We start from the raw sequence: 21,335 nt of genomic DNA on the forward strand, positions 1-21,335 counted from the left end.
ATGACGAGAACTCCGGCAAGTCAAAGAGCCGGCCCCCGCGATAGTGCGGGGCCGGCTCTCGGGCAAAACATGGTGCGAAAACGGTCTAGGCAGTGGCCTCGGACCGGCGGTGTGCTACTTTCTTGGCCTGCTTCACGAGGTCAGGTTCACCCTGACGCAGCATTGCGTACAGCGGCGCTGAAATGAAGATCGTGGCCGCGGTTCCGATGAGGATACCCACGAACAGGGCCAGGGAAAGGTCACGCAGCGTGCCGGCACCCAGCAGGCCGGCGCCGATGAAGAGAATCGCCGCCACCGGGAGGATGGCAACCACCATGGTGTTGATGGAACGCACCAGGGTTTGGTTGACGGCGAGGTTCACCTCTTCAGCGAATGTCCGCCGAGAGGAGGTGGCGATGTCCGAGGTGTTTTCACGGATCTTGTCGAAAACAACCACAGTGTCATAGAGCGAGTAGCTGAGGACCGTCAGGAAGCCGATAATTGCCGACGGCGTGACCTCGAAGTCACTCAAGGCGTAAACACCCGCAGTGGTGAACATGGTGACCAGCATGCCGACAAGCGCCGACAACGACATTTTCCACGTTCTGAAGTACAGCGCCATGAGGATGGCAGCCAATCCGACAAAGACCACCAGGCCAATGAGTGCCTGCCGCGTCACGTCCTGACCCCAGGTTGGACCCACGAAGTTGGACGTTACTTCGTTGTCCGTGACGCCGTAAGCGCTGGTAAGGCCTTCCTTGATGCGGTTCGTTTCGTCGTCGGTGAGCTGATCCGTCTGGATGCGCATGGTGTTTCCGGCGACATTCGCAACGCGGGGAATTGCCCCGGGAACGACGTCGTGGACAGCCTGCTCGCCGAGGCTGGCATCCGTGGTCTTGACGTTGGACACCGTGAACTCGGAACCGCCACGGAACTCGATGCCAAGGTTGAACCCGCCTTTGAGGACGGGAATCAGGATGGAGAGGGCCACGGCGACGGCTGCAATGGTGAACCAGATCTTCCTGGACTCAACAAAGTTGTACGAGCGCTTGCCCGTGTAGAGCTCGTTGCCGAACGTTGCGAAGCTCGTCGTCATTACTTGTCCTCCTTGGTGCCGTTCGAAGTGCCGGTCAACTGGCCCTTCTCGGCAAGGCGCCGCTCGGCAATGGTCATGCGTCGTTCCGCTTCGGCTACCGCACCGGTGTTGCGCGCACGCACAGCAGTTGGCTTTTCAGCCGGCGTGCGGAGGCGGCCGGCACCCCTGTACAGCGGTATGGCACCCAAACGATCAGGGGAAAGCCCCGAGAAGCGGTGTCCTTCGCCGAAGAACTTGGTACGTGCAAGGAGCTGCAGGACCGGGTGCGTGAACATGAACACGACAATGAGGTCGGCGATTGCGGTCAGGCCCAGGGTGAACGCGAAACCACGGACGTTGCCAACGGCCACGAAGTAGAGAACAACGGCTGCCAGGAGGTTGACCGCCTTTGACGCAAGCACAGTGCGCTTTGCGCGCTTCCAGCCGTTTTCGACGGCGGACACAAGGCCGCGGCCTTCGCGCAGTTCATCGCGTATACGTTCGAAGTAGACGATGAACGAGTCAGCGGTCTGGCCGATAGCCACGATCAAACCCGCCACACCGGCGAGGGAGAGCCGGTAGTTTTCCGTCCATCCAAGGATCGCAATTGCCAGGTAGGTCAAACCACCCGCCACCACGAGCGAGGCGATGGTCACGAAGCCCAGGGCGCGGTATTGGAAGAGTGAATACACCACAACCAGGAGGAGCCCGATAATGCCTGCCAAGAGGCCGAGCCGGAGCTGGTCGCCACCAAGCGTGGCAGAAATCTGCTCCTGGGACTGGATCTCGAAACTGATCGGCAATGCACCGTAGCGGAGCTGGTCGGACAAAGCCTTGGCGGATGCCTGGGTGAAGTTGCCCGTGATCTGCGGGCGGCCATCAGTAATGACTGCAAGGGATCGCGGGGCTGAAATCACTTTGTCGTCGAGGACGATCGCGAACTGTGACTTGGGGTCGTTGGTACCCTGCGCCTGTGCGGCCACGTAGAACTGGTTGAGCCGTTCAGTGACTTCCTTGAACTTTGCCGTCGCATCGGCGTTGAAGGTAATAGTCACGCCCCAGGAGTTGGTAACTGCACCCTGGGCACCCTGGACGGGATCAAAGGAGGATGACGTGATGTCCTGCCCCCTGACCTCAACCGGTCCGAGGATGTACTTGACTGCGGGTGTCTCAGCAGTTGCGGCCTCGCAGGTCACCAAGGGCTTGGCCGGGTCAGAGCGTTCGCGCTTCTCGGCGGAAGGGTTGACGCAGTCCAGGGCCTCGAACTCCTTGTAGATGTCCGCTGTTACCCAGTTGACGTCGCTCGCGTTGGCGGGAGCGGCCGTGGGCTTGGGCAGCTGGTCATCAGGAGTCCGGGATTCCGCGGGAATTGCAGCGGGGTCTGCGGCAGCGATCACAGGACGGAAGTTCATATCGGCGGAAGCCTGGATCAGGTCGCGGGTCTCCTTGGAAGGAGTCCCAGGCAGGCTTACCACCACATTACGCCCGGACTGCGTGCTGATCTCGGCCTCGGCAACACCCGAGCCGTCAACACGCTGGCGGATGATCGCAACAGCCTGGTTGAGCTGCTCCTCATTGATCTCGCTGGAACCCTCCACCCTGGGTGCCAGGATCATCTGGGTTCCGCCTTCGAGGTCCAAAGCAAGCTTGGGAGCCCAACTGGCGTTGCCAGTCACTACTCCGCCAGCGAGGACAGCGGTTAGTACAACGAATATTACTCCAAGCCAAGTCAGCACCCTGCGGGCTGAGTTTTTGGGGCCGGTCCGTGCCATTATCGATCTTCCTGTTATCGCCGGACAGCCGCCGGCGGGCGCTGGTAAGCGTCTGCCGGCGGCTTTCCGCTGCCGTAGAAGTTGTCCTGTGCGGTGTTACCGCGCCTGACAGTGCTAGTTGTCCTTCTTGTCCTCTTTGTTGAGGCGCGCAATGGTTTCTTCCGGCGTCTCGGCCGTAGCAGGAATTTCCGTCTCTGCCGCGGTCAGGGAAGAGGCATCGTCCGGAACAACCGGGGCTTCTTCAGGAGTCGCTTCGACCACCTTGGTGACGGCCTGGCGGTGAACCGTGGCCTCGTTACCCGGGGACAGTTCGATAACGACCTTGTTGTCAGCTTCGTCAATGGACACGATGCGGCCGAAGAGACCAAAGCTGGTCATGACGTCGACGCCCGGTGCGAACTTGGACTGCATCGCAGCCTGCTGCTGCTGGGTCTTCTTGTTGCGGCGGAACATCATGAAGACAAAGAGTCCAAGCATGACGAACAGCAATATGGTCATTGGATCCACAGGGAAGTTCCGTTCTGTACTTACGTTTTGGTTCACGGCAACGTCCCTGGCAATCCGCGCAGCGGAAGCATGGATCAAGGACTCGAACGTGCCGAGCGTCATACCAGTCTAGAGGGAAAAGCTGAACACAGCGTGTTAACCGATGGTATCTACGCTTTCGGCGTGGTTTTCGTCCTCCCCGAACAGCGCCAAGGTCTCTTGGCCGAAGACGCCCGCGGGCACGGCATAACCCAGGTGCGTCCATGCTGCCGCCATGGCGATACGACCACGCGGTGTCCGTCCCAGCAGTCCCTCGCGCACCAGATAGGGCTCCGCTACGGTTTCCACGGTCTCGGGTTCCTCGCCCACTGCGATTGCCAGGGTGGACAACCCCACCGGCCCACCGTTGAACTTGGTGATCAGGGCTTCAAGCACGGAGCGGTCCAGCCGGTCCAGCCCGCGCTCATCCACCTCGTACATGTCCAGGGCTGCCGACGCGGACCGCGCATCGATCTGTTCGATTCCATGGACCAAGGCCCAGTCACGCACGCGTCGAAGGAGCCGGTTGGCAATACGTGGCGTGCCACGTGACCGGCCGGCGATCTCAGTGAATCCGGCAGAGTTGACTTTCAGGTCCAAGAGTCCGGCAGAACGCCGGAGGACGAGCTCGAGTTCGGCGACGGAATAGAACTCCAGATGCCCCGTGAAGCCGAAGCGGTCGCGCAGGGGTCCGGGCAGGAGCCCGGCACGCGTGGTGGCCCCTACCAGGGTGAACGGCGGAAGCTCCAAGGGAATGGCTGTGGCACCGGCTCCCTTACCCACCACGATGTCCACGCGGAAATCTTCCATTGCCATGTACAGCATTTCCTCGGCGGGCCGGGACATGCGGTGGATTTCGTCGAGGAACAACACCTCCCCTTCCGACAAAGAGGACAGGATTGCCGCGAGGTCGCCTGCATGCTGGATGGCGGGGCCGCTGCTGATGCGCAGTGGAGCGTTCATTTCCGCCGCGATGATCATGGCCAAGGTGGTCTTACCGAGCCCCGGCGGGCCGGACATCAACACATGGTCGGCGCTGCGACCTCGCATCCGCGATGCTTCCAGGACAAGCGAGAGTTGTTTGCGGACGCGGTGCTGGCCCACGAAGTCGTGGAGGTTTTTCGGGCGGAGTGCGGCCTCGATGACCCGCTCCTCGGGCTCCTCTCCCCCGGCAACGAGTGACTGGTCAGCCACGGCTGCCTACGCGGTTGCCGGCGCGCGCGCCGTCCTGCCCCAGCCAGCGCAAGGTGGCCCGCAGAATATGGGCGACATTTCCTGCATCCACCAACTCGGGCGAATCTGCCATGGCTTTGTCAATGCTGCCGCTGGCGTCCTTTTCGGACCAACCCAGGCTGGTCATGGCGGCCACGACCTGCGGCTTCCAGTCGTCCTTGGGTGCCACTGCAGGAGCGGCCGTGGCGCCAGTACCGTGCGGGACCAACTTGCCGGCGAGCTCCAGGACAATGCGTCCGGCCACCTTGGGCCCTATGCCCGGCACCTTGGTGAATGTCTTGTTGTCGCCGGTGTGGGCGGCCACTCGTATGGCCTCAGGTTCGTGCACGGCAAGTACGGCCAGCGCCAACCTCGGGCCTACGCCGCTCACGCTAAGCAGGACATCGAAGACTTCGCGTTCATCGTCATTGGAAAAACCGAACAACGTCAGGGAATCTTCCCGAACGATCATGGAGGTGAAGAGCTTGGCCTCAGTTCCTGGTTTGAGGTGGCTCAAGGTCTGCGGGGTGGCGAAAACGCTCATGCCCGCACCGTTGAGGTCGATCACGGCGGTGGACAAACCAACGTGGGCTACGGTTCCACGGAGAAAACTGATCAAGACCCGGCTCCTGAAATACCGCCTGTTCCGGCGCGGTAAACCGGCGACAGAAGCAGACTATCCGAACATATCTACGAATACCCTAGCAAGAGGGGCAGGCATTCAGCGTTTGCGGCGCGCTTTTGCTTCGGCTTCGGCCCACGCCTTCTGCGCCGGAGTGAGTGAACTTTTGCCCGGGTCGCCGCCGGCCGCGCCCATTCCGCTGCCGGCCCGCCATGCGTGCGTGAGAGCCAAGGCAAGGGCATCAGCGGCATCAGCCGGCTTGGGTGGTGCATCCAAACGAAGGATCTTGGTGACCAGCTTGGTGACGGCGTCTTTGTTGGCAGTACCGCTTCCTGTCACTGCGGCTTTGACTTCGGAGGGCGTATGCAAGGCAACGGGTATGCCCCTGCGCGCAGCGGCGGCAATGACCACGCCGGACGCCTGGGCGACGCCCATCACGGTGCTCACGTTCAGCTGTGAAAAAACCCGCTCGACGGCGACGACGTCCGGCTTGTGCCTGTCGAGCCACTCGTCGATAGCTTCGGCTATGACCAGCAACCGCTTATCCAGGGTCAGCTCGGCGGAGGTGCCCACCACACCGACGGCAACCATGGTGGCCCGGCGGTTCCGCTCGATGTCCACTACGCCGATGCCGCAACGGGTAAGGCCCGGATCAACTCCCAATACGCGAAGAGTCAAGTCCGGGCCTTCCTGTTTGCCGTCAAAATATGGTGCTCCGGTGCCTATTCGGCGTCGAGGGCAGCCTGGACTTCCTCGCTGAGGTCCGCATTGCTGTAGACGTTCTGGACATCGTCCAGGTCTTCCAGCGCATCTACGAGCTTCATGAACTTCTTTGCACCATCAACGTCCAGATCAACCTGCATGGACGGCACAAATTCGGCTTCATCGGTTTCGTACTCGATGCCGGCTTCCTTGAGGGCATCGCGGATGGCCTGCAGGTCTGATGGCTCGGAGTGGATTTCCCAGTTTTCTCCGCTGTCCTTGACTTCCTCGGCGCCTGCCTCCAGGACAGCCATCAGGATGTCGTCTTCGCTCAGGCCGTTCTTCGGCAATACCACGACGCCTTTGCGGGTGAAGAGGTAGCTGACCGAACCTGGGTCCGCGATGGTGCCGCCATTGCGTGAGATCGCGAGGCGTACCTCGGAGGCTGCGCGGTTCTTGTTGTCAGTCAGACATTCAATCAGCAGGGCAGAACCCTGCGGGCCGCGAGCCTCGTACATGATTTCGGTGTAATCGACCACTTCGCCGGTCAGGCCGGCGCCACGCTTGATGGCGCGGTCGATGTTGTCGTTGGGAACGGACGTCTTCTTGGCCTTGGTGACGGCGAGTTCCAGGCCAGGGTTGCCGGCGAGGTCCGGGCCGCCCATGCGGGCAGCAACTTCGATGTTCTTGATCAGCTTTGCGAACGACTTTGCACGCCTGCCGTCAATGATGGCTTTCTTGTGCTTGGTGGTCGCCCATTTGGAGTGGCCTGACATGCTTTACGCTTCTCCTCTGATCATTCGAATAAAGAGTTCATGCACGCGCTTCTCGCCCGTCACTTCCGGGTGGAAGGAGGTAGCCAGCAGGTGGCCGGAACGCACTGCAACAATTCTAGCCAATCCATGCAAAGTCGCCGTGTGGCTGGCATGGTCCGGGTCAACCTGCGCCAGGATTTCCACATCCGGACCTACCCGCTCCACCCACGGACCACGGATGAAGACTGCATGAACAGGATCGACGCCGGACTCTCCTGCGCTGAAGTCCAAGCCTTTGAAGTCAAGGTCCGTTTCGAAGGATTCCCGCTGCCGGCCGAAGGCATTGCGACGCACAGTGATGTCCAGCCCACCGAAGGTCTGCTGCGGATTGCCTTGCAGGTCCGTGGCGGGATCGGCTATTTCGTTGGCCAGGAGGATCATGCCGGCGCAGGATCCGTAGACGGGTAGCCCGTCCGCGATCCGCTTGCGCAGGGGATCGCGGAGTTCAAAGATCCTGGAGAGTTTGTCGATGGTAGTGGATTCGCCGCCGGGAATGATGAGGCCATCGATGTCGTCGAGCTCGGCTGGACGACGGATACCTACGCCAGTGGCGCCGGCTGCCTCTACAGCGTGGATGTGCTCACGGAAGTCGCCCTGGAGTGCCAGTACGCCGATCCGGAGTCCTGAACCCACGCGTGATGAAGCGTCGGAAAGGGGATTGGTCATTCGACCATCATAGTGGCCCGCACCCGGCCAGGCGTCCCGGTGGACCGTCAGGACCCGCCCGGACGCCGGGTTCCATGCCTTAACTGGGATATATTACAGAGCATGCTTTCCTTCAGCGTTCCCCTCGGCAAGCTGGTCCGCACACTATCCCGGCTTCGTGGCGGAGGCTCGGCCTTCCCCGGCCTGGTGGTTGAAAAAATCGACCCCGGCTTCATGCAGCGAACGCTGGCTTCGCTTCCCCATGGCGTGGCCGTGGTCAGCGGCACCAATGGCAAAACCACTACTACCAAGATGGTGGTGGAACTCCTCGAAAGCCAAGGCCTGAAAGTCTTCACCAACCGCACGGGCAGCAATTTCACCCGCGGCGTGGCTGCCTCGCTCCTGGGTGAGGTTGACTGGCGGGGGCGTTTGGACGCCGACGTCGCCATCCTGGAGCTGGACGAAGCCCATGCCGTGCATTTCGTCAACAAGGTGCCGCCGCGCTTCAGCCTCCTGCTCAACGTCCTCCGGGACCAACTGGACCGTTTTGGTGAAATAGACAAGACGGCCCGCCTGCTTGAGCACATCGCACTGAAAACCACCGACACCGTGGTCTTGAACCGTGAGGATCCCCGGGTAGCGCGCATCGCCAGCGTCGTCAACGGACCCGCTGTCCGTTACTTCGGACTCGATGAATCGCTGCGGAGCACGTTCCCGAACGACGACGACATGCGCACCGGGACCGCGTCCGGCAACCAGCCAGGCACCGCAGGCGAGGACGCCTCCGCCCCGACCGCCGACGTCGTACTTCGCCGGGTGGGCGCGCAGGACGCGGACTTTGAGTTCGACGGCGAGACGGTCACCACGGCGATGAAGCTCCGGGGCGTGTACAACATCTTCAACGCCGCTGCCGCCTTGTCGCTGGCCAGGGCTGTCCTGGGCGCAGGCCCGGTTGATACTCCCAAGCTCGTGAAGGCCTTGGGTGACGTTGCCCCGGCTTTCGGCCGCGGTGAGAGCCTGACCGTTGATGGACAGCCGCTCGAACTGGTGCTCGTGAAGAATCCAAGCGGGTTCCGGCTCGGGCTGAAATCCTTCCCGGCCGGTGGTTACGCCACCATGATCGCGATCAACGACAACTACGCCGACGGTCGCGACATGTCCTGGCTTTGGGACGTTGAATTCGAATCGTTGCGCGAGGACGGCGTGGAAGTCCTCACCGGCGTACGCGCTTATGACATGGCACTGCGTCTGCAGTATGACGACGTCCGGTTCGGCGCCGTCGAGCCTGACATCACCGCGGCACTGCGGGCGTTCATTGATGGCGCCCGCGGCAAGCCGAAGCGGATCTTCTGCACGTACACTTCCATGCTCGCCATCCGCCGCGAGCTCGGCAAAATCACCATAGTTGAGGTGGTCTCATGACTTCGGAAGCACAGCCCGGCAAGGGAACAATCCGCGTCCTGCAGCTTTATCCGCGGGAAATGAACATCTACGGCGACTGGGGCAATGCCCTGGTCCTCAAGCAGCGAATCAAATGGCACGGCTATTCCCCGGAACTGCTGGAGTACAACGTCGGGGACGACTTCCCTGACGACATCGACATCATTGTCGGAGGCGGAGGGCAGGACAGCGGCCAGCTCGTCATCCAGGAGGATCTTCAAGCACGCGCCGGACATCTGCGCGAACTCGCGAACGACGGCGCCCCCATGCTGGTTATCTGCGGGCTTTACCAGCTTTTCGGGAAATTCTTCAAGACCAGCGCGGGCCCTGTCATTCCGGGAATCGGCATCCTGGACGTCGAGACGCACGGTACCGATGAACGACTGATCGGCAACGTGATCATGAAGTCCGCCGAGTTCGGCGACGTCATGGGCTACGAAAACCACAGCGGGCAGACCACCCTGGGCGCCGGCGTCGAACCTCTCGGCACCGTCACCAAGGGGGCGGGAAACAACAGCAAGGACGGCCATGAGGGCGCCCGCTACAAGAACGTCGTGGCGAGCTATCTGCACGGATCCCTGCTCCCCAAGAACCCGGCGATCGCGGACTACCTCATCAGAACGGCCGCGGAACGCAAATACGGCAGCTTCGTTCCGGGAACGCCCGACGACGACTACGCCCGCCTTGCGCGCGAACACGCCGCCCGCCGTCCGCGCTAGGAGTCACTTTTCCTTGGTGACCAACAGCTCATGGGCACCGGCCGTCGCAGCCCCCATGGACTCAACCACGGCTTTGGTCCGCTGGTAAGTCCCGGCATCGGCAGCAGGGGACGCACAGACCCCTTGCGGAGCGTCGCTGGCCACTGAGCACCAACGGTAGGGGTCGCGCACTATGACCGAGGGCGCCCAGGCGAGGTCAGAGGCCTTCCAGACTCCGGCGGCGTTCTGGCTGAACTGCGCCCGGACAAGCAACCCTTCATTGTTGACGACGTACCACGGCGACAATTCCGTGACCCCGTTGCCAAGACCGTAGACAATCCACGTGCCCTTGTAATTCTCGATGGGAAGAACCGAGTGGGTGTGGTGTCCGTAAACCATGGAGAACTGGCCACTGTCCACGAGGGCGTGCGCCACTTCCTGCTGCTGGGCGTTGGCTTCACTCGCGTACTCGTCCCCAGCGTGCATGACCCCCAGCACGATATCGGCCCCCTGCGCCCTTGCCTGGGTGGCCTTTGCGATCATTGCCGTGGGATCAAGCTCGTCCACCAGCCACGGGTACTCGGGAATCTGGCCATTGTGGCCGTAGGTCCCGATGATCACAGCCACTTTGGCGGCATCAGTCTGGAGCACCAGTATTTCTTTGGATGCCGCTTCGGTGCGGTAGGAACCAGTGTGCTTCAGGCCCGCCGCGTCGAGTGCATCCAGCGTCCGGAGGAGTCCCTCAGTCCCGCGGTCAATGGTGTGGTTGCTGGCTGTGGTGCAGGCTTGGTATCCGACGTCCTTGGAAGCGGTGATGATTTGCGGCGGCACGTTGAAGGACGGATAGGCCGAGAAGGGCCCCTCGGGTGTTGAAACAGGCGTCTCCTGGTGGCAGATGGCCAGGTCACTGTTGCGGATGTAGCGTCGCTGCCCTTCGAGGAGGGGGACGAAGGTGTAGCCTGGCAACCCTGCCGCTGCGGCGTCGGCCCTTGCTTGCTGCCAGAGCTGGGTATGGACCAGCATGTCGCCGGTCACGGTAATGGAGGTGCATCGCAGTTCCGGGCAAGCAGGGCCCAGGCCCGGCGTCGGGTTCGGGGCGGGGGTGCGCGTCGGGGAGGGCGATTCGGTGGCGGGAGCCGTAGCGGCGCTGCTGCTGTTCTGATCATCGGTCTCAGCAATGACTCCGCAGGCGCCCAAGGTCAGGGCGAGAGCCGCCGCACCCAGTACGAGAACCGTCTTCGGAGAACGGAACCCTGCCGCGGAAGATGTGATATTCCCCATGATTTTCATCCTACGGCGGAAGGGCTGCCGAACCGGGCGTGCCGCTCTTGAGGACACGATTCTTACGTGAAAGAGTCGCTTCATGACCAATCCCCTCCTCAGCCCCAGCCCCTTGCCCTACGGACTGCCTCCATTCGCCGATATCACACCGGGGCACTATGCCGAGGCCGTTGATGCCGGGCTGGTGGAGCACCTGCAGGAAATCCAGAAGATCGCGGACAACCCCGAACCGGCGTCGTTCGAGAACACGGCCGTAGCCATGGAGCAATCCGGACGACTCCTGAACAGGGCGGCGGCAGCGTTCTTCACGCTGGTTTCAGCTGATGCCTCCGAGGCCATCAAAGAACTGGAGACCGAATTGTCTCCCAGGTTCTCGGCCCACCAGGATGCCGTGTACATGAACCGGGGCCTCTACGAACGGTTCGCCGCCATCGATATCACCCGTCTGGACGCCGATTCGGCGCGGCTTGTGGAGGAGTACCTCAAGGAGTTCAGGCATTCAGGCATCCAGCTCGATGACGCCGGTCAGTCCCGCCTGCGCGAGGTCAACGCGGAGCTCTCACGACTCGGCACTGACTTTGGACAGCGCGTCAAGGACGGGATGAAGGCCGCCGCCCTGCTCCTGGAAAATGCCGGGGACCTGGACGGAATGCCCGCGGAGGGCATCACAGGTGCGGCCGAAGCCGCCAAGGCCGCCGGACACGACGGCAAGTACCTGATCACCCTCATTCAACCCAGCAACCAGCCCGCCCTCGCGTCGTTGGAAAACCGGACCATCCGCCGTCGCCTGTATGAGGCGTCCCTTGCCCGGGGTACTGACGGCGGCACCATGGACGTCCGTGCCAATGTGACAGCCACAGCACGCCTTCGCGCGGAGAAGGCGTCGCTGTTGGGCTTCACCAACTTTGCGGAACTCGTGGTGGACCAGCAGACCGCCCCCAGCTTCGGCGACGTCCAAGCCATGCTGGGCCGCCTTGCACCGCCCGCGGTCCAGAATACCCAGGCCGAAGCCACTGCCCTGGCCGAAGCCGCGGGCCATGAACTGGAACCTTGGGACTGGGCCTACTACTCCGCCCGGGTCCGCAGGGAAAAGTATGAGGTAGACGAGCAAGCGCTGCGGCCCTACTTCGCCCTTGAATCTGTCCTGACAGACGGCGTATTCCATGCGGCTACGCAGTTGTACGGCATCACCTTCCACGAACGGACTGATCTGGAGGGGTACCACCCCGATGTCCGCGTCTGGGAAGTCCGGAACGAGGACGGAAGCGGCCTTGGCCTCTTCCTTGGCGACTACTACACGCGGGAATCCAAGCGAGGAGGCGCCTGGATGAACTCAGTGGTGGAACAGTCCGGCCTGCTGGGCACAAGGGCCGTGGTGATCAACAACCTCAACATCACCAAACCAGCGCCCGGTGAGCCGACCCTGCTTTCGCTTGACGAGCTCCGGACAGTGTTCCATGAATTCGGCCACGCACTGCACGGGCTCTTCTCCGATGTCACCTATCCGCGTTTCTCGGGAACCTCTGTTCCACGCGACTTTGTGGAGTACCCGTCGCAGGTCAACGAAATGTGGATCATGTGGCCGGAAGTCCTGGAAAACTACGCCCGCCACCACGTCACTGGGGAGCGTCTCCCGCGGCAGATCGTGGACAAACTCAATGATTCCTTGCTGTGGGGCGAAGGGTTCGCCACCACTGAATATCTCGGGGCTGCCTTGCTTGACCTCGCCTGGCATGTGCTTGCCGATGGGGATGTGCCGGACGACGTCCTTGCCTTCGAAGCCAAAGCCCTCGCCGACGCCGGCATCGCCCATCCCTTGATTCCACCGCGCTACCGCACCGGCTATTTCCAACACATCTTCGCCGGTGCTGGCTATGCAGCCGGCTACTACTCCTACATTTGGAGCGAGGTGCTGGACGCTGACACGGTGGAGTGGTTCAAGGAAAACGGAGGGCTCACCCGAGGGAACGGGGACCGCTTCCGTTCTGAGCTCCTCGCCAGGGGGAACAGCCGCGACCCGTTGGAATCGTTCCGAGTGTTCCGAGGCCGGGACGCGGAACTGGGGCCGCTCCTGAAACGCCGCGGACTGGACTGACCTTGGAAAACGACGACGGGCCTGTCACCTCGGAAGGTGACAGGCCCGTCGTCGTACTGCTTTTGCTCTTACCAGCCGCGTTCTGCGAGGCGGTGGGGCTGGGGGATGTCGTCGACGTTGATGCCGACCATTGCTTCGCCGAGGCCGCGGGAGACCTTGGCGATGACATCGGGATCGTCGTAGAACGTGGTGGCCTTGACGACGGCGGCGGCACGCTCTGCCGGGTTGCCGGACTTGAAGATACCCGAACCGACGAACACGCCGTCGGCGCCGAGCTGCATCATCATCGCAGCATCAGCCGGGGTCGCGATGCCACCGGCGGTGAACAACACCACCGGGAGCTTGCCCGTGGCAGCGATTTCCTTGACCAGCTCATACGGGGCCTGCAGTTCCTTGGCCGCAACGTAGAGCTCGTCCTCCGGGAGGGCAGCGAGCTTGGCGATCTCGGCACGGATCTGGCGCATGTGCCCGGTGGCGTTGGAAACATCCCCGGTACCGGCTTCGCCCTTGGACCGGATCATCGCCGCGCCCTCGTTGATGCGGCGCAAAGCCTCACCGAGGTTGGTGGCACCACAGACGAACGGGACGGTGAAGTTCCACTTATCGATGTGGTTGATGTAGTCGGCCGGGGTCAGGACCTCGGACTCGTCGATGTAGTCCACACCGAGGGACTGCAGGACCTGGGCTTCGACGAAATGCCCGATGCGGGCCTTGGCCATGACCGGGATGGACACGGCGGAGATGATCGCATCGATCATGTCCGGATCTGACATGCGGGACACGCCGCCCTGGGCGCGGATATCGGCCGGGACACGCTCGAGCGCCATGACGGCTACGGCACCGGCGTCCTCGGCGATGCGGGCCTGCTCGACGTTAACGACGTCCATGATGACGCCGCCCTTGAGCATCTCAGCCATGCCCCGCTTAACACGGCTGCTGCCCGTGACGCTGTTCGCGGACGAACCGGCTTCGTTGCTTACATCTGGTGTAGACACAAAAACCCCTATGGGTAGATAAACGACCTTTTGCCGGAGGCACGCGCAGCACACGACCGCAATCAGCGCACACCGGGTTTCAGGTCAAGGTGACCAAGTACTAGTAATAGTAGTCGCAGGTAGCAGGGTGACAGTACATTCATTACCGCCCTGGCAGGCAACAAAGGGGCCGTCCTAGGACAGTTGCACAACTGCCGGCACAGGGGTTTGGCCGGATGACAGTTCCCCTGATGAGGCGTTCGTCGTATCGGACTAAGCGGCAGCAGGCCCTTCGGCTTCGGCCATGGCCTGCCGCCGAACCGCGGACATCCTTTGGACTATGGTGATCACGCTGGCGATGGCCAGCAGGATGAGGGTTGCAAACAGAACCACGGGTGGGAGGCCGAGCCCGGTGAGTCCGGCAACCAAAAGAACCGAAGCCAACCGCTCCGCGCGCTCGGCGATTCCAACGCTTGCCTGGTACCCCAACGACTCTGCCTTGGCCCTTGCGTAGGAAACAACCATGCCCAGGACCAGGCAAACGACGGCGGCCGTTCCGATCGCCGGATCCGCACCCCGTGTGAAGAACCAGATAGTGAGGCCAGCGAAGATGGCGCCGTCAGCCAGGCGATCAAGCGTGGAATCGAGGAAATTCCCCCATCCACCGCTGCGGCCCTGCAAACGGGCCATGATTCCGTCCACTACATCGGAGAAGGCGAAGAAGGCCACCACTACCGACCCCCACCACAAGTGTCCGAGCGGGTAAAGAATGAGGCCGCCAAGGACCACGCCCGCGGTCCCCACCATGGTGACGGCGTCGGGTGACACGCCGAGCTTGAGGAGCCAACGCGCTAGAGGAGTGAAAAGTGAGGTGAAGAAGCCGCGCGCATGCCTATTGAGCATTCGACTCCCCCGGCCAGGCTTCGGCCACCAGTTTGCGGACCTCGTCAAGGGTCTGCGTGATGGCCTTGGTCTGGGCGATGATGGGGAAGAAATTACCGTCCCCACCCCAACGCGGCACCACATGCTGGTGGAGGTGTGCCGCGATTCCGGCGCCCCCAGTGACACCTTGGTTCATGCCAAGGTTGAAGCCACTGGGATTGGAAACCTTGCGCAGCACGCGCATGGCCGTTTGCGTGAGATCGGCGAACTCCGCCGTTTCCTCGACGGTGATGTCCGTGTAGTCAGGCACGTGACGGTAAGGACAGATCAGCAGATGGCCCGGGTTATAGGGGAAGAGGTTGAGCACCACGTAGCAGGTCCTGCCACGATGGACGATGAGGGATTCCTCGTCTGTGCGTGATGGCCCCACACAGAACGGGCAGTCGTCCTTGTTCTTGAACTGGTCCTGCCCGCCCTTGATGTAGGCCATGCGGTGCGGAGTCCACAGGCGCTGAAAAGCATCCGGAACACCTGCCAAGCTGAAGTCGTCGGTTACTCCAGCGTCGCCCGGATAGTCAGCTGCCACGCCTGTGTTCTCCTGCACCGTATGTTGTCCGTTCCGTCAGCTCTCGCGGTTCTTGACGGCGTCCACGATCCTGCGGACCGCCTCGGCCACGGGCACACCGTTGTCCTGGCTGCCATCGCGGAAACGGAACGAGACTGCTCCGGCTTCGGCGTCCTCGCCACCTGCAATCAGGACAAAGGGGATCTTGTCCTTGCTGGCCGTGCGGATTTTCTTGGGGAAGCGGTCCGAGGAAATGTCTACCTCGGCACGGATACCCGCTGCCTTGAGCTGGCCCACGACGTCGAACATGTAGTCGTTGAACGTCTCGGCAACCGGAATGCCAACTACCTGGACCGGTGCCAGCCAGGCCGGGAATGCGCCTGCGTAGTGCTCGGTCAGGACACCCATGAAGCGTTCCACGGAACCGAACAGCGCACGGTGGATCATGACAGGGCGTTGGCGCGTGCCGTCGGCTGCCTGGTACTCCAGTTCGAAGCGCTCAGGGAGGTTGAAGTCCAGCTGGATGGTGGACATCTGCCAGGTCCGGCCGAGGGCGTCCTTGGCCTGGACTGAGATCTTGGGGCCGTAGAAGGCAGCTCCACCCGGATCCGGTACGAGTTCCAGGCCTGAGGCCGCTGCTACCTCGGAGAGGGTGCGTGTTGCTTCCTCCCAGGCGGCGTCGTCACCAACGAACTTTTCCTTGTTCTTGGTGGAGAGCTCCAGGTAGAAGTCGTCCAGGCCGTAGTCCTTGAGCAGGCCGAGGACGAAGTTCAGCGTGGTGGTGAGTTCATCCTTCATCTGCTCGCGGGTGCAGTAGATGTGGGCGTCGTCCTGTGTCATGCCCCGTACACGGGTCAGGCCGTGCACAACGCCTGACTTCTCGTAGCGGTAGACCGAACCGAACTCGAACAAGCGCAGAGGCAGTTCACGGTAGGACCGCCCGCGGGAGCGGAAGATCAAGTTGTGCATGGGGCAGTTCATCGGCTTCAGGTAGTAGTCCTGGCCGGGTTTGCGAACGGTGCCGTCCTCGTTGAGTTCAGCATCCACGTGCATCGCAGGGAACATGCCGTCCTTGTACCAGTCAAGGTGGCCGGAAACCTCGTAGAGGTGACCCTTGGTGATGTGCGGGGTGTAGACAAACTCGTAGCCGGCGTCAACGTGCCGCTGGCGGGAATAGTCCTCCATGGCCTTGCGGATGATGCCGCCCTTGGGGTGGAACACCGGCAGCCCGGAGCCAAGCTCGTCAGGGAAGGAGAACAGGTCCAACTCGACACCGAGCTTGCGGTGGTCGCGGCGCTCGGCCTCGGCGATGCGTTCCTGGTAAGCCTTGAGGGCTTCCTTGGTGGGCCAGGCTGTGCCATAGATGCGCTGCAGCTGCTGGTTGTTCTGGTTGCCCAACCAGTACGCGGCCGATGAACGGGTCAGAGCGAAGGCGTTGGAAATGATCTTGGTGTTGGGAAGGTGCGGGCCGCGGCAAAGATCGCACCAGACACTGTCGCCGCTCTTACGGTCCACATTGTCGTAGATGGTGATGTCGCCGGCGCCGACCTCGACGTTGACGCCCTCAGCGGCGTCGGCGGTGTCGTTTTTCTTGCCCAACAGTTCCAGCTTGTAGGGCTCTTTTGCCATTGCTTCGCGGGCTTCTTCTTCGGTGACCACGCGGCGAACGAACTTCTGGTTCTGGTTGATGATCTTCTGCATCATCTTTTCCAGCTGCCGCAGGTCTTCCGGAGTGAACGGCTCGGCGACGTCAAAGTCGAAGTAGAAGCCATCCGTGATGTACGGCCCGATGCCGAGTTTTGCGTCGGGGCGCAACTGCTGCACGGCTTGAGCCATGACGTGTGCGGTGGAGTGGCGGAGCACGTTGAGGCCATCGGGTGATTCGATGGTGACGCCTTCGATGTCGGCGTCCGCTGGCAGCACCTGGTCAAGGTCTTTCAGCACACCGTTGACACGGGCTACAACGACGTCTCGGCGCTCGAAGAAGAGTTCCGCGCCGGTAGTCCCTTCCGTCACCTTGGTCTCTTCGCCATCGACGATGAGGGTGATCTGTTGGGCATCTGACACGGGTGTCTCCTATTCATAGTGAAGGCTTCATAGCTTGTGGCGTACGGGGACCACAGCCAGCCACCGTCAATCGTATCCGTTTCAGCTGAGGCGGCCAAAGCAGCGCGCCGACCCTGCATTCAGCTTCCGAGCCCAGTGATGGCAAGGTTCCGTGACACGCCATGGAGGGGGCCGACATGCAGGAATTCAGCAGGCAGACCAGCTTCCGTTGCGAGTTGTTCCCCGAATGGCAAGGTCTCAGGACGGCTGAGGTCCCAAGCCTTGCTTGCGCTCAAGCTGATTCCCTTGGGGCCGGTCCTCCTGGTGGTTCCGCGGATCAGCAGCAGGCGAGTACCAAACAGCAACGGGCCCGATTCCTCCTGGGCTTCATGGAAGAAGACGGAGTCAACGCACCCCGTGCCGTCGTCGATGCTGATGAAGACCACGCGGCGACCTCCCCGCATGGGCGGGGTCTGGGTCGCAATCCGGACTCCTGCTACCAGGACCTCGGTTCCATTGCGCAGCCCCAGGAGTTTGTCCGCGGTGGTGACTCCAAGCTTGTCCAGCAAAGGCCGATGGCTATCCATGAGGTGCTCACTGACGTCTACAGCCATGAGGTCGAGTTCCGCCCTGACGTTGTCCACCATGGTGGGTGCGGGCCATTCCGGGACCAGGTTCCTCAACTCAACATCACCCAGCGCGAAGGACAGCTGCCCCTCCATGACCTCGTTGGTCTTCTTGGAAGGGCTGACCTGAAGGGCTTGCAGATGCTGCACCAGATCAGCCCGGTTTGCCGTTCCTCCGGAATCTTTGTGCAGGGCATCGAAGGCGCCGAGTTGGGCAAGTCTTTTGATGTTCGGTTTGCTCACCCTTGCCCGCGCCCGAAGGTCCGCAAGGGAGTCGTAGGGTTGCCCTGCCACGATTCTTTTCAGTTCCGCTCCTGACAACCCATAGATTCCGGTGAGGCTCAAGCGGATCCCCAGCTTGCCTTGCTCGGGACCCTCCTGGATCTTCTCCACCCTGTATTCAGCCTGGCTGCGGTTGATGTCCAAGGCCAGGATGGGAATCCCGAGCCGTCGGGCTTCAGCAACGAGCAGGCGTTTGGGGTACATCCCGGGATCGTGCTCCCATAGACCTGCGAGGAAGGCTTCGGGGTGATGGGTTTTCAGCCACGCCGATTGGTAGGTAGGCACCGCAAAAGCGGCTCCGTGGGCTTTGCAGAAACCGAAACTCCCAAAAGCCTTCAAGGTCCCCCAGACTTTGTCCACTACCTCGGGTGGGTATTTCTTGATCGCTTCACGCCGGAAGTACACTTCGACTCCAGGTTCATGGATTTCATCGCCCAAAGCCCGGCGGAACTCATCAGCCCGCGCCAGTCCGCAGTCGGTCATGACATCGAACGTCTTCAGGATCTGCTCATGGAAAACGGTGACGCCATGGGTTTCCTGCAGGACCGGTTTCAGGTCTGGATGAGGGTAGACCTCCGGCGCGAAGCCATGCCTGTGTTCCAGGAACGGGCGGACCATATCCGACTTCATGGGCCCAGGCCTGAACAGTGAAATATCGATAATCAAATCATTGAATTCGCGGGGAGCCATCTTTCCAATGAGCTCGCGCTGTCCAGGGGACTCAATCTGAAAACAGCCCAGAGTGTGGGTGCTGCGGATCAGCTCATAAGTGGGCTCGTCGTCGAACGGAACCGCGTTGAGGTCGATCCTTCCGTCCGGCGCGATGTAGTTCGGACCGGAACCACCGGGCTCAACCGGGTGGTTCCCTGCCGCCACAACCTCGGCCTTGGAAGGGTGGAGACGAATGACTTCCCGAACCGCAAAAGCCATGGCACTTTGCATCCGTACTCCCAGGACATCCAGTTTGAGCATGCCCATGGGGTCCATGTCATGTTTATCGAACTGGCTCATGGGCAAGCCCAGGCCGCTGGGTTGGACAGGGGTTCTGTCCAACAAGGTGGCATCCCCCAATATCACTCCGCAGGGATGCATGGAGATGTGCCGCGGCAAACGGTCAAGCCTCTCGGTAAGGTCCACCAGGAGGTCCAATTGCTGGTTCTCATCCGCCCCTCCCCGCTCCACACGCCCGGCAAAATCCCGGAGTTCCGGTTTTTCCACCAAAGCCTCACGAAACTTGCGGGCTGAGAACCTCCAAAGCTGCTTGGCTATTTCCCCTACCTCGTCATCGTCCATTCCCAGTGCCATCCCTGCATCCCGAACAGCACCACGCGCCCGGTAGCCGTTTTGCATGCTCATGAGGGTGACGCGTTCGGCCCCGAAACGGTCAAAGATCTTTCGGTAGACGTTGTGCCGTTCGGCGCTTTCGACGTCGATATCGATGTCCGGCAGCGTTGAGCGGCGGCCGGAAAGGAATCGTTCAAAGATGAGGTCGTGCCGGATCGGATCGACCTGGCTGATGTTGATCAGGTAATTGACCAGGCTTGAGGCGCCGGATCCACGTGCAGCCACCCGGACACCCATATCCAGGATCATCTTGGAGACCTCGGCAACCGTGAGGAAGTAGGAAGCAAAGCCGAGCCTGCCGATGATCCCGAGCTCATGCTCCAACCGCGAGCGCATTCGTCTTTCCGCTTCCCTGTTGATGTCCGGGAAACGTTGGGTGATTCCGGCGGCGCAGCGCTGCGTGAGTTCGACCATGGGGTCGCAGTCGATGCCGATGATGGAGGCTTCAGGTACGACGGGTTTCTTCCATCCCATGTCCAGTACGGGATCAATGCGGCATTTGTCGGCGAGCGCTTCTGTGTTGGCGAGCAGTTTGTTGAGGTCGGCCTTTCCTTGTCCGGCGGAGTGCATGATTTCTTTGCCGAGTTGAAGCATTTGTTGGGCGTTTTTGAGCCAGCCTTGCCCTGTGGGTTGGAGCAGGGGCGCGGCTGAGAGTTCGGGGAGCGATTTCAGGGTGCGCGCTGAGTCGAGGACGTCGGCGGTGGCTGCTCCGTCTTGGGCGCAGTAGCGGACGGCGTTGGTGAGGACGGCCGGGACATTGTATTCGAGGGCGAGTTTGAGCATGCGTACTGCGTGGGAGGTGCTCAGGGGCTCTCCCGGTGCACTGAGGTGGGAGACGGTTTCGGCCACGATGGTTCCGGGCGGCATGGCGTCGATCCATTGCTTGAAGAGGGTCCTTGGGCGGAGGTATTTGCGTCCGCCCATGGCGCGGCCTACGTCTGAGTCTGGTCCGAGCAGTACGGTCAGTACCGGTTTCAGGGTTTTTGGGTCCAGTGTGCGGGATGCGAGTTCTCCCCGGGTTACTGCTACGGGGACTGCTCCCCCGGCTTTGCCGGTGGTGCGCGCGTGGGCGTCGGAGACGAGGCGGCATAGTGCACGGTAGCCGGCACCGTTGTTGTTGCCGTGGGCGAGTACGACGACGCGGCCCGCGACTTGGGTGCGGTGGTCGCCGTCGTCGTCGAAGATTGCGAGGTCGACTCCCACGATGGGGTCGATGCCTGCGTCCATGCACGCCTTGAGGTGTTTGATGGTGCCGTAGAGGCCGTCCCGGTCCGTGCAGGCGAGCGCTGTGGCGCCATCTGTTGCGGCGGTTTGGGCGAGTTCCTCAGGCCAGGAGACACCGTAGTGTGCGCTGAAGGCCGTTGAGACGTGAAGGTGGGTGAAACTCAAGGGTCACGCGGCTTCGTCGGGTTCGACGGCTTGTGCTGGTGCGGCGTCGTGAATACGAAGGAGCCGCCAACGGCTGCTGCCGAGGTGGCGGACCAGGTCCAGGGTGATGGTGTGGTTGGCGTCTGACTGCGCGGGTAGGAGTTGTACTCGCCAGATCTCGTGATCCACCAGGCCTGCTCCGGTTCCCAGGGGGGCGCGGCTTTCTTCTACCCACCATTGGCGCCGTTCGTACCAGCGAACGGGCTCGTTGGTGACGGTGTAGGAGGTCCCTTTCCATTGGACTGCCTGTGGCTGGCCCGTGTCTGTGCAGGTGACCTCCACGGCCTCGCTGAACAGCCCCATTTCCACACCTCTTTACGCCGAACG

18 protein-coding genes are annotated in these 21,335 nt (G+C 61.8%); 3 read left to right on the forward strand and 15 right to left on the reverse strand.

Going from position 1 to position 21,335, the window contains the following annotated elements; all coding sequences use genetic code 11:
* Positions 1–85: 85 nt before the first annotated feature.
* The 8 genes from secF to pdxT all read right to left on the reverse strand — a co-directional run bounded on the left by secF (position 86) and on the right by pdxT (position 7,368).
* Positions 86–1,075 (reverse strand): protein translocase subunit SecF, encoded by a 990-nt coding sequence (secF, locus tag ACFRJ9_RS04800; RefSeq protein ID WP_377664989.1) that lies wholly within the window; start codon positions 1,073–1,075, stop codon positions 86–88.
* A complete protein-coding gene (gene secD, locus ACFRJ9_RS04805; protein ID WP_377664992.1) occupies positions 1,075–2,826 on the reverse strand; it encodes a protein translocase subunit SecD in 1,752 nt (583 codons plus the stop codon). Before secD ends, secF begins: the two co-directional genes overlap by 1 nt.
* Before the next feature lie 114 nt (positions 2,827–2,940).
* Complete coding sequence (yajC, locus tag ACFRJ9_RS04810; RefSeq protein WP_377665236.1) at positions 2,941–3,324, reverse strand: preprotein translocase subunit YajC; 384 nt, start codon at positions 3,322–3,324, stop codon at positions 2,941–2,943.
* A gap of 144 nt (positions 3,325–3,468) precedes the next feature.
* Positions 3,469–4,545 (reverse strand): Holliday junction branch migration DNA helicase RuvB, encoded by a 1,077-nt coding sequence (gene ruvB / locus ACFRJ9_RS04815; RefSeq protein WP_377664994.1) that lies wholly within the window; start codon positions 4,543–4,545, stop codon positions 3,469–3,471.
* A complete protein-coding gene (gene ruvA / locus ACFRJ9_RS04820) occupies positions 4,538–5,182 on the reverse strand; it encodes a Holliday junction branch migration protein RuvA (protein WP_377664996.1) in 645 nt (214 codons plus the stop codon). The genes ruvB and ruvA overlap by 8 nt, the downstream gene beginning before the upstream one ends.
* A 102-nt stretch (positions 5,183–5,284) precedes the next feature.
* On the reverse strand, positions 5,285–5,863 hold the full coding sequence (gene ruvC / locus ACFRJ9_RS04825) for a crossover junction endodeoxyribonuclease RuvC (protein WP_377664998.1): 579 nt from the start codon (positions 5,861–5,863) through the stop codon (positions 5,285–5,287).
* Positions 5,864–5,907: 44 nt separating this feature from the next.
* Positions 5,908–6,663, reverse strand: a complete 756-nt coding sequence (locus tag ACFRJ9_RS04830) for a YebC/PmpR family DNA-binding transcriptional regulator (RefSeq protein WP_377665000.1) — start codon at positions 6,661–6,663, stop codon at positions 5,908–5,910.
* A gap of 3 nt (positions 6,664–6,666) precedes the next feature.
* Entirely contained in the window at positions 6,667–7,368 is a 702-nt protein-coding gene (gene pdxT, locus ACFRJ9_RS04835) for a pyridoxal 5'-phosphate synthase glutaminase subunit PdxT (RefSeq protein WP_377665002.1), read from the reverse strand.
* A 102-nt stretch (positions 7,369–7,470) separates the two neighbouring features.
* Here pdxT and ACFRJ9_RS04840 point away from each other — a divergent pair, with 102 nt between their 5' ends.
* Together ACFRJ9_RS04840 and ACFRJ9_RS04845 are read left to right on the forward strand one after the other, a co-directional pair.
* On the forward strand, positions 7,471–8,769 hold the full coding sequence (locus tag ACFRJ9_RS04840; RefSeq protein WP_377665004.1) for a MurT ligase domain-containing protein: 1,299 nt from the start codon (positions 7,471–7,473) through the stop codon (positions 8,767–8,769).
* On the forward strand, positions 8,766–9,506 hold the full coding sequence (locus tag ACFRJ9_RS04845) for a type 1 glutamine amidotransferase (protein ID WP_377665006.1): 741 nt from the start codon (positions 8,766–8,768) through the stop codon (positions 9,504–9,506). Before ACFRJ9_RS04840 ends, ACFRJ9_RS04845 begins: the two co-directional genes overlap by 4 nt.
* 3 nt (positions 9,507–9,509) lie before the next feature.
* On the opposite strand, the gene ACFRJ9_RS04850 is transcribed toward ACFRJ9_RS04845, so the two are convergent.
* Positions 9,510–10,775, reverse strand: coding sequence for a CapA family protein (locus ACFRJ9_RS04850; RefSeq protein WP_377665008.1), 1,266 nt, complete (start codon positions 10,773–10,775; stop codon positions 9,510–9,512).
* A 73-nt stretch (positions 10,776–10,848) separates the two neighbouring features.
* Here ACFRJ9_RS04850 and ACFRJ9_RS04855 point away from each other — a divergent pair, with 73 nt between their 5' ends.
* The gene (locus ACFRJ9_RS04855; RefSeq protein WP_377665010.1) at positions 10,849–12,861 is read left to right on the forward strand and encodes a M3 family metallopeptidase; all 2,013 of its coding nucleotides are present in this window, start codon (positions 10,849–10,851) and stop codon (positions 12,859–12,861) included.
* A gap of 68 nt (positions 12,862–12,929) precedes the next feature.
* Here ACFRJ9_RS04855 and pdxS read toward each other — a convergent pair whose 3' ends face one another.
* From pdxS to ACFRJ9_RS04885, 6 genes are all read right to left on the reverse strand, one after another.
* Positions 12,930–13,856, reverse strand: coding sequence for a pyridoxal 5'-phosphate synthase lyase subunit PdxS (gene pdxS / locus ACFRJ9_RS04860; RefSeq protein WP_377665012.1), 927 nt, complete (start codon positions 13,854–13,856; stop codon positions 12,930–12,932).
* Between the two features lie 252 nt (positions 13,857–14,108).
* The gene (gene pgsA / locus ACFRJ9_RS04865) at positions 14,109–14,738 is read right to left on the reverse strand and encodes a phosphatidylinositol phosphate synthase (RefSeq protein ID WP_377665014.1); all 630 of its coding nucleotides are present in this window, start codon (positions 14,736–14,738) and stop codon (positions 14,109–14,111) included.
* Complete coding sequence (locus tag ACFRJ9_RS04870; protein ID WP_377665016.1) at positions 14,728–15,321, reverse strand: HIT family protein; 594 nt, start codon at positions 15,319–15,321, stop codon at positions 14,728–14,730. Before ACFRJ9_RS04870 ends, pgsA begins: the two co-directional genes overlap by 11 nt.
* A gap of 18 nt (positions 15,322–15,339) precedes the next feature.
* Positions 15,340–17,349: a threonine--tRNA ligase gene (gene thrS, locus ACFRJ9_RS04875; protein WP_377665018.1), complete on the reverse strand. Its 2,010-nt coding sequence runs from the start codon at positions 17,347–17,349 to the stop codon at positions 15,340–15,342.
* Positions 17,350–17,468: 119 nt separating this feature from the next.
* Positions 17,469–20,969, reverse strand: coding sequence for a DNA polymerase III subunit alpha (locus ACFRJ9_RS04880; RefSeq protein ID WP_377665020.1), 3,501 nt, complete (start codon positions 20,967–20,969; stop codon positions 17,469–17,471).
* A 3-nt stretch (positions 20,970–20,972) separates the two neighbouring features.
* Positions 20,973–21,311 (reverse strand): DUF6504 family protein, encoded by a 339-nt coding sequence (locus ACFRJ9_RS04885; RefSeq protein ID WP_377665022.1) that lies wholly within the window; start codon positions 21,309–21,311, stop codon positions 20,973–20,975.
* Positions 21,312–21,335 lie beyond the last annotated feature (24 nt).

The sequence above is a fragment of the Paenarthrobacter sp. NPDC056912 genome (assembly GCF_042786555.1).
In the GTDB taxonomy this organism is placed as follows: Bacteria; Actinomycetota; Actinomycetes; order Actinomycetales; family Micrococcaceae; genus Arthrobacter.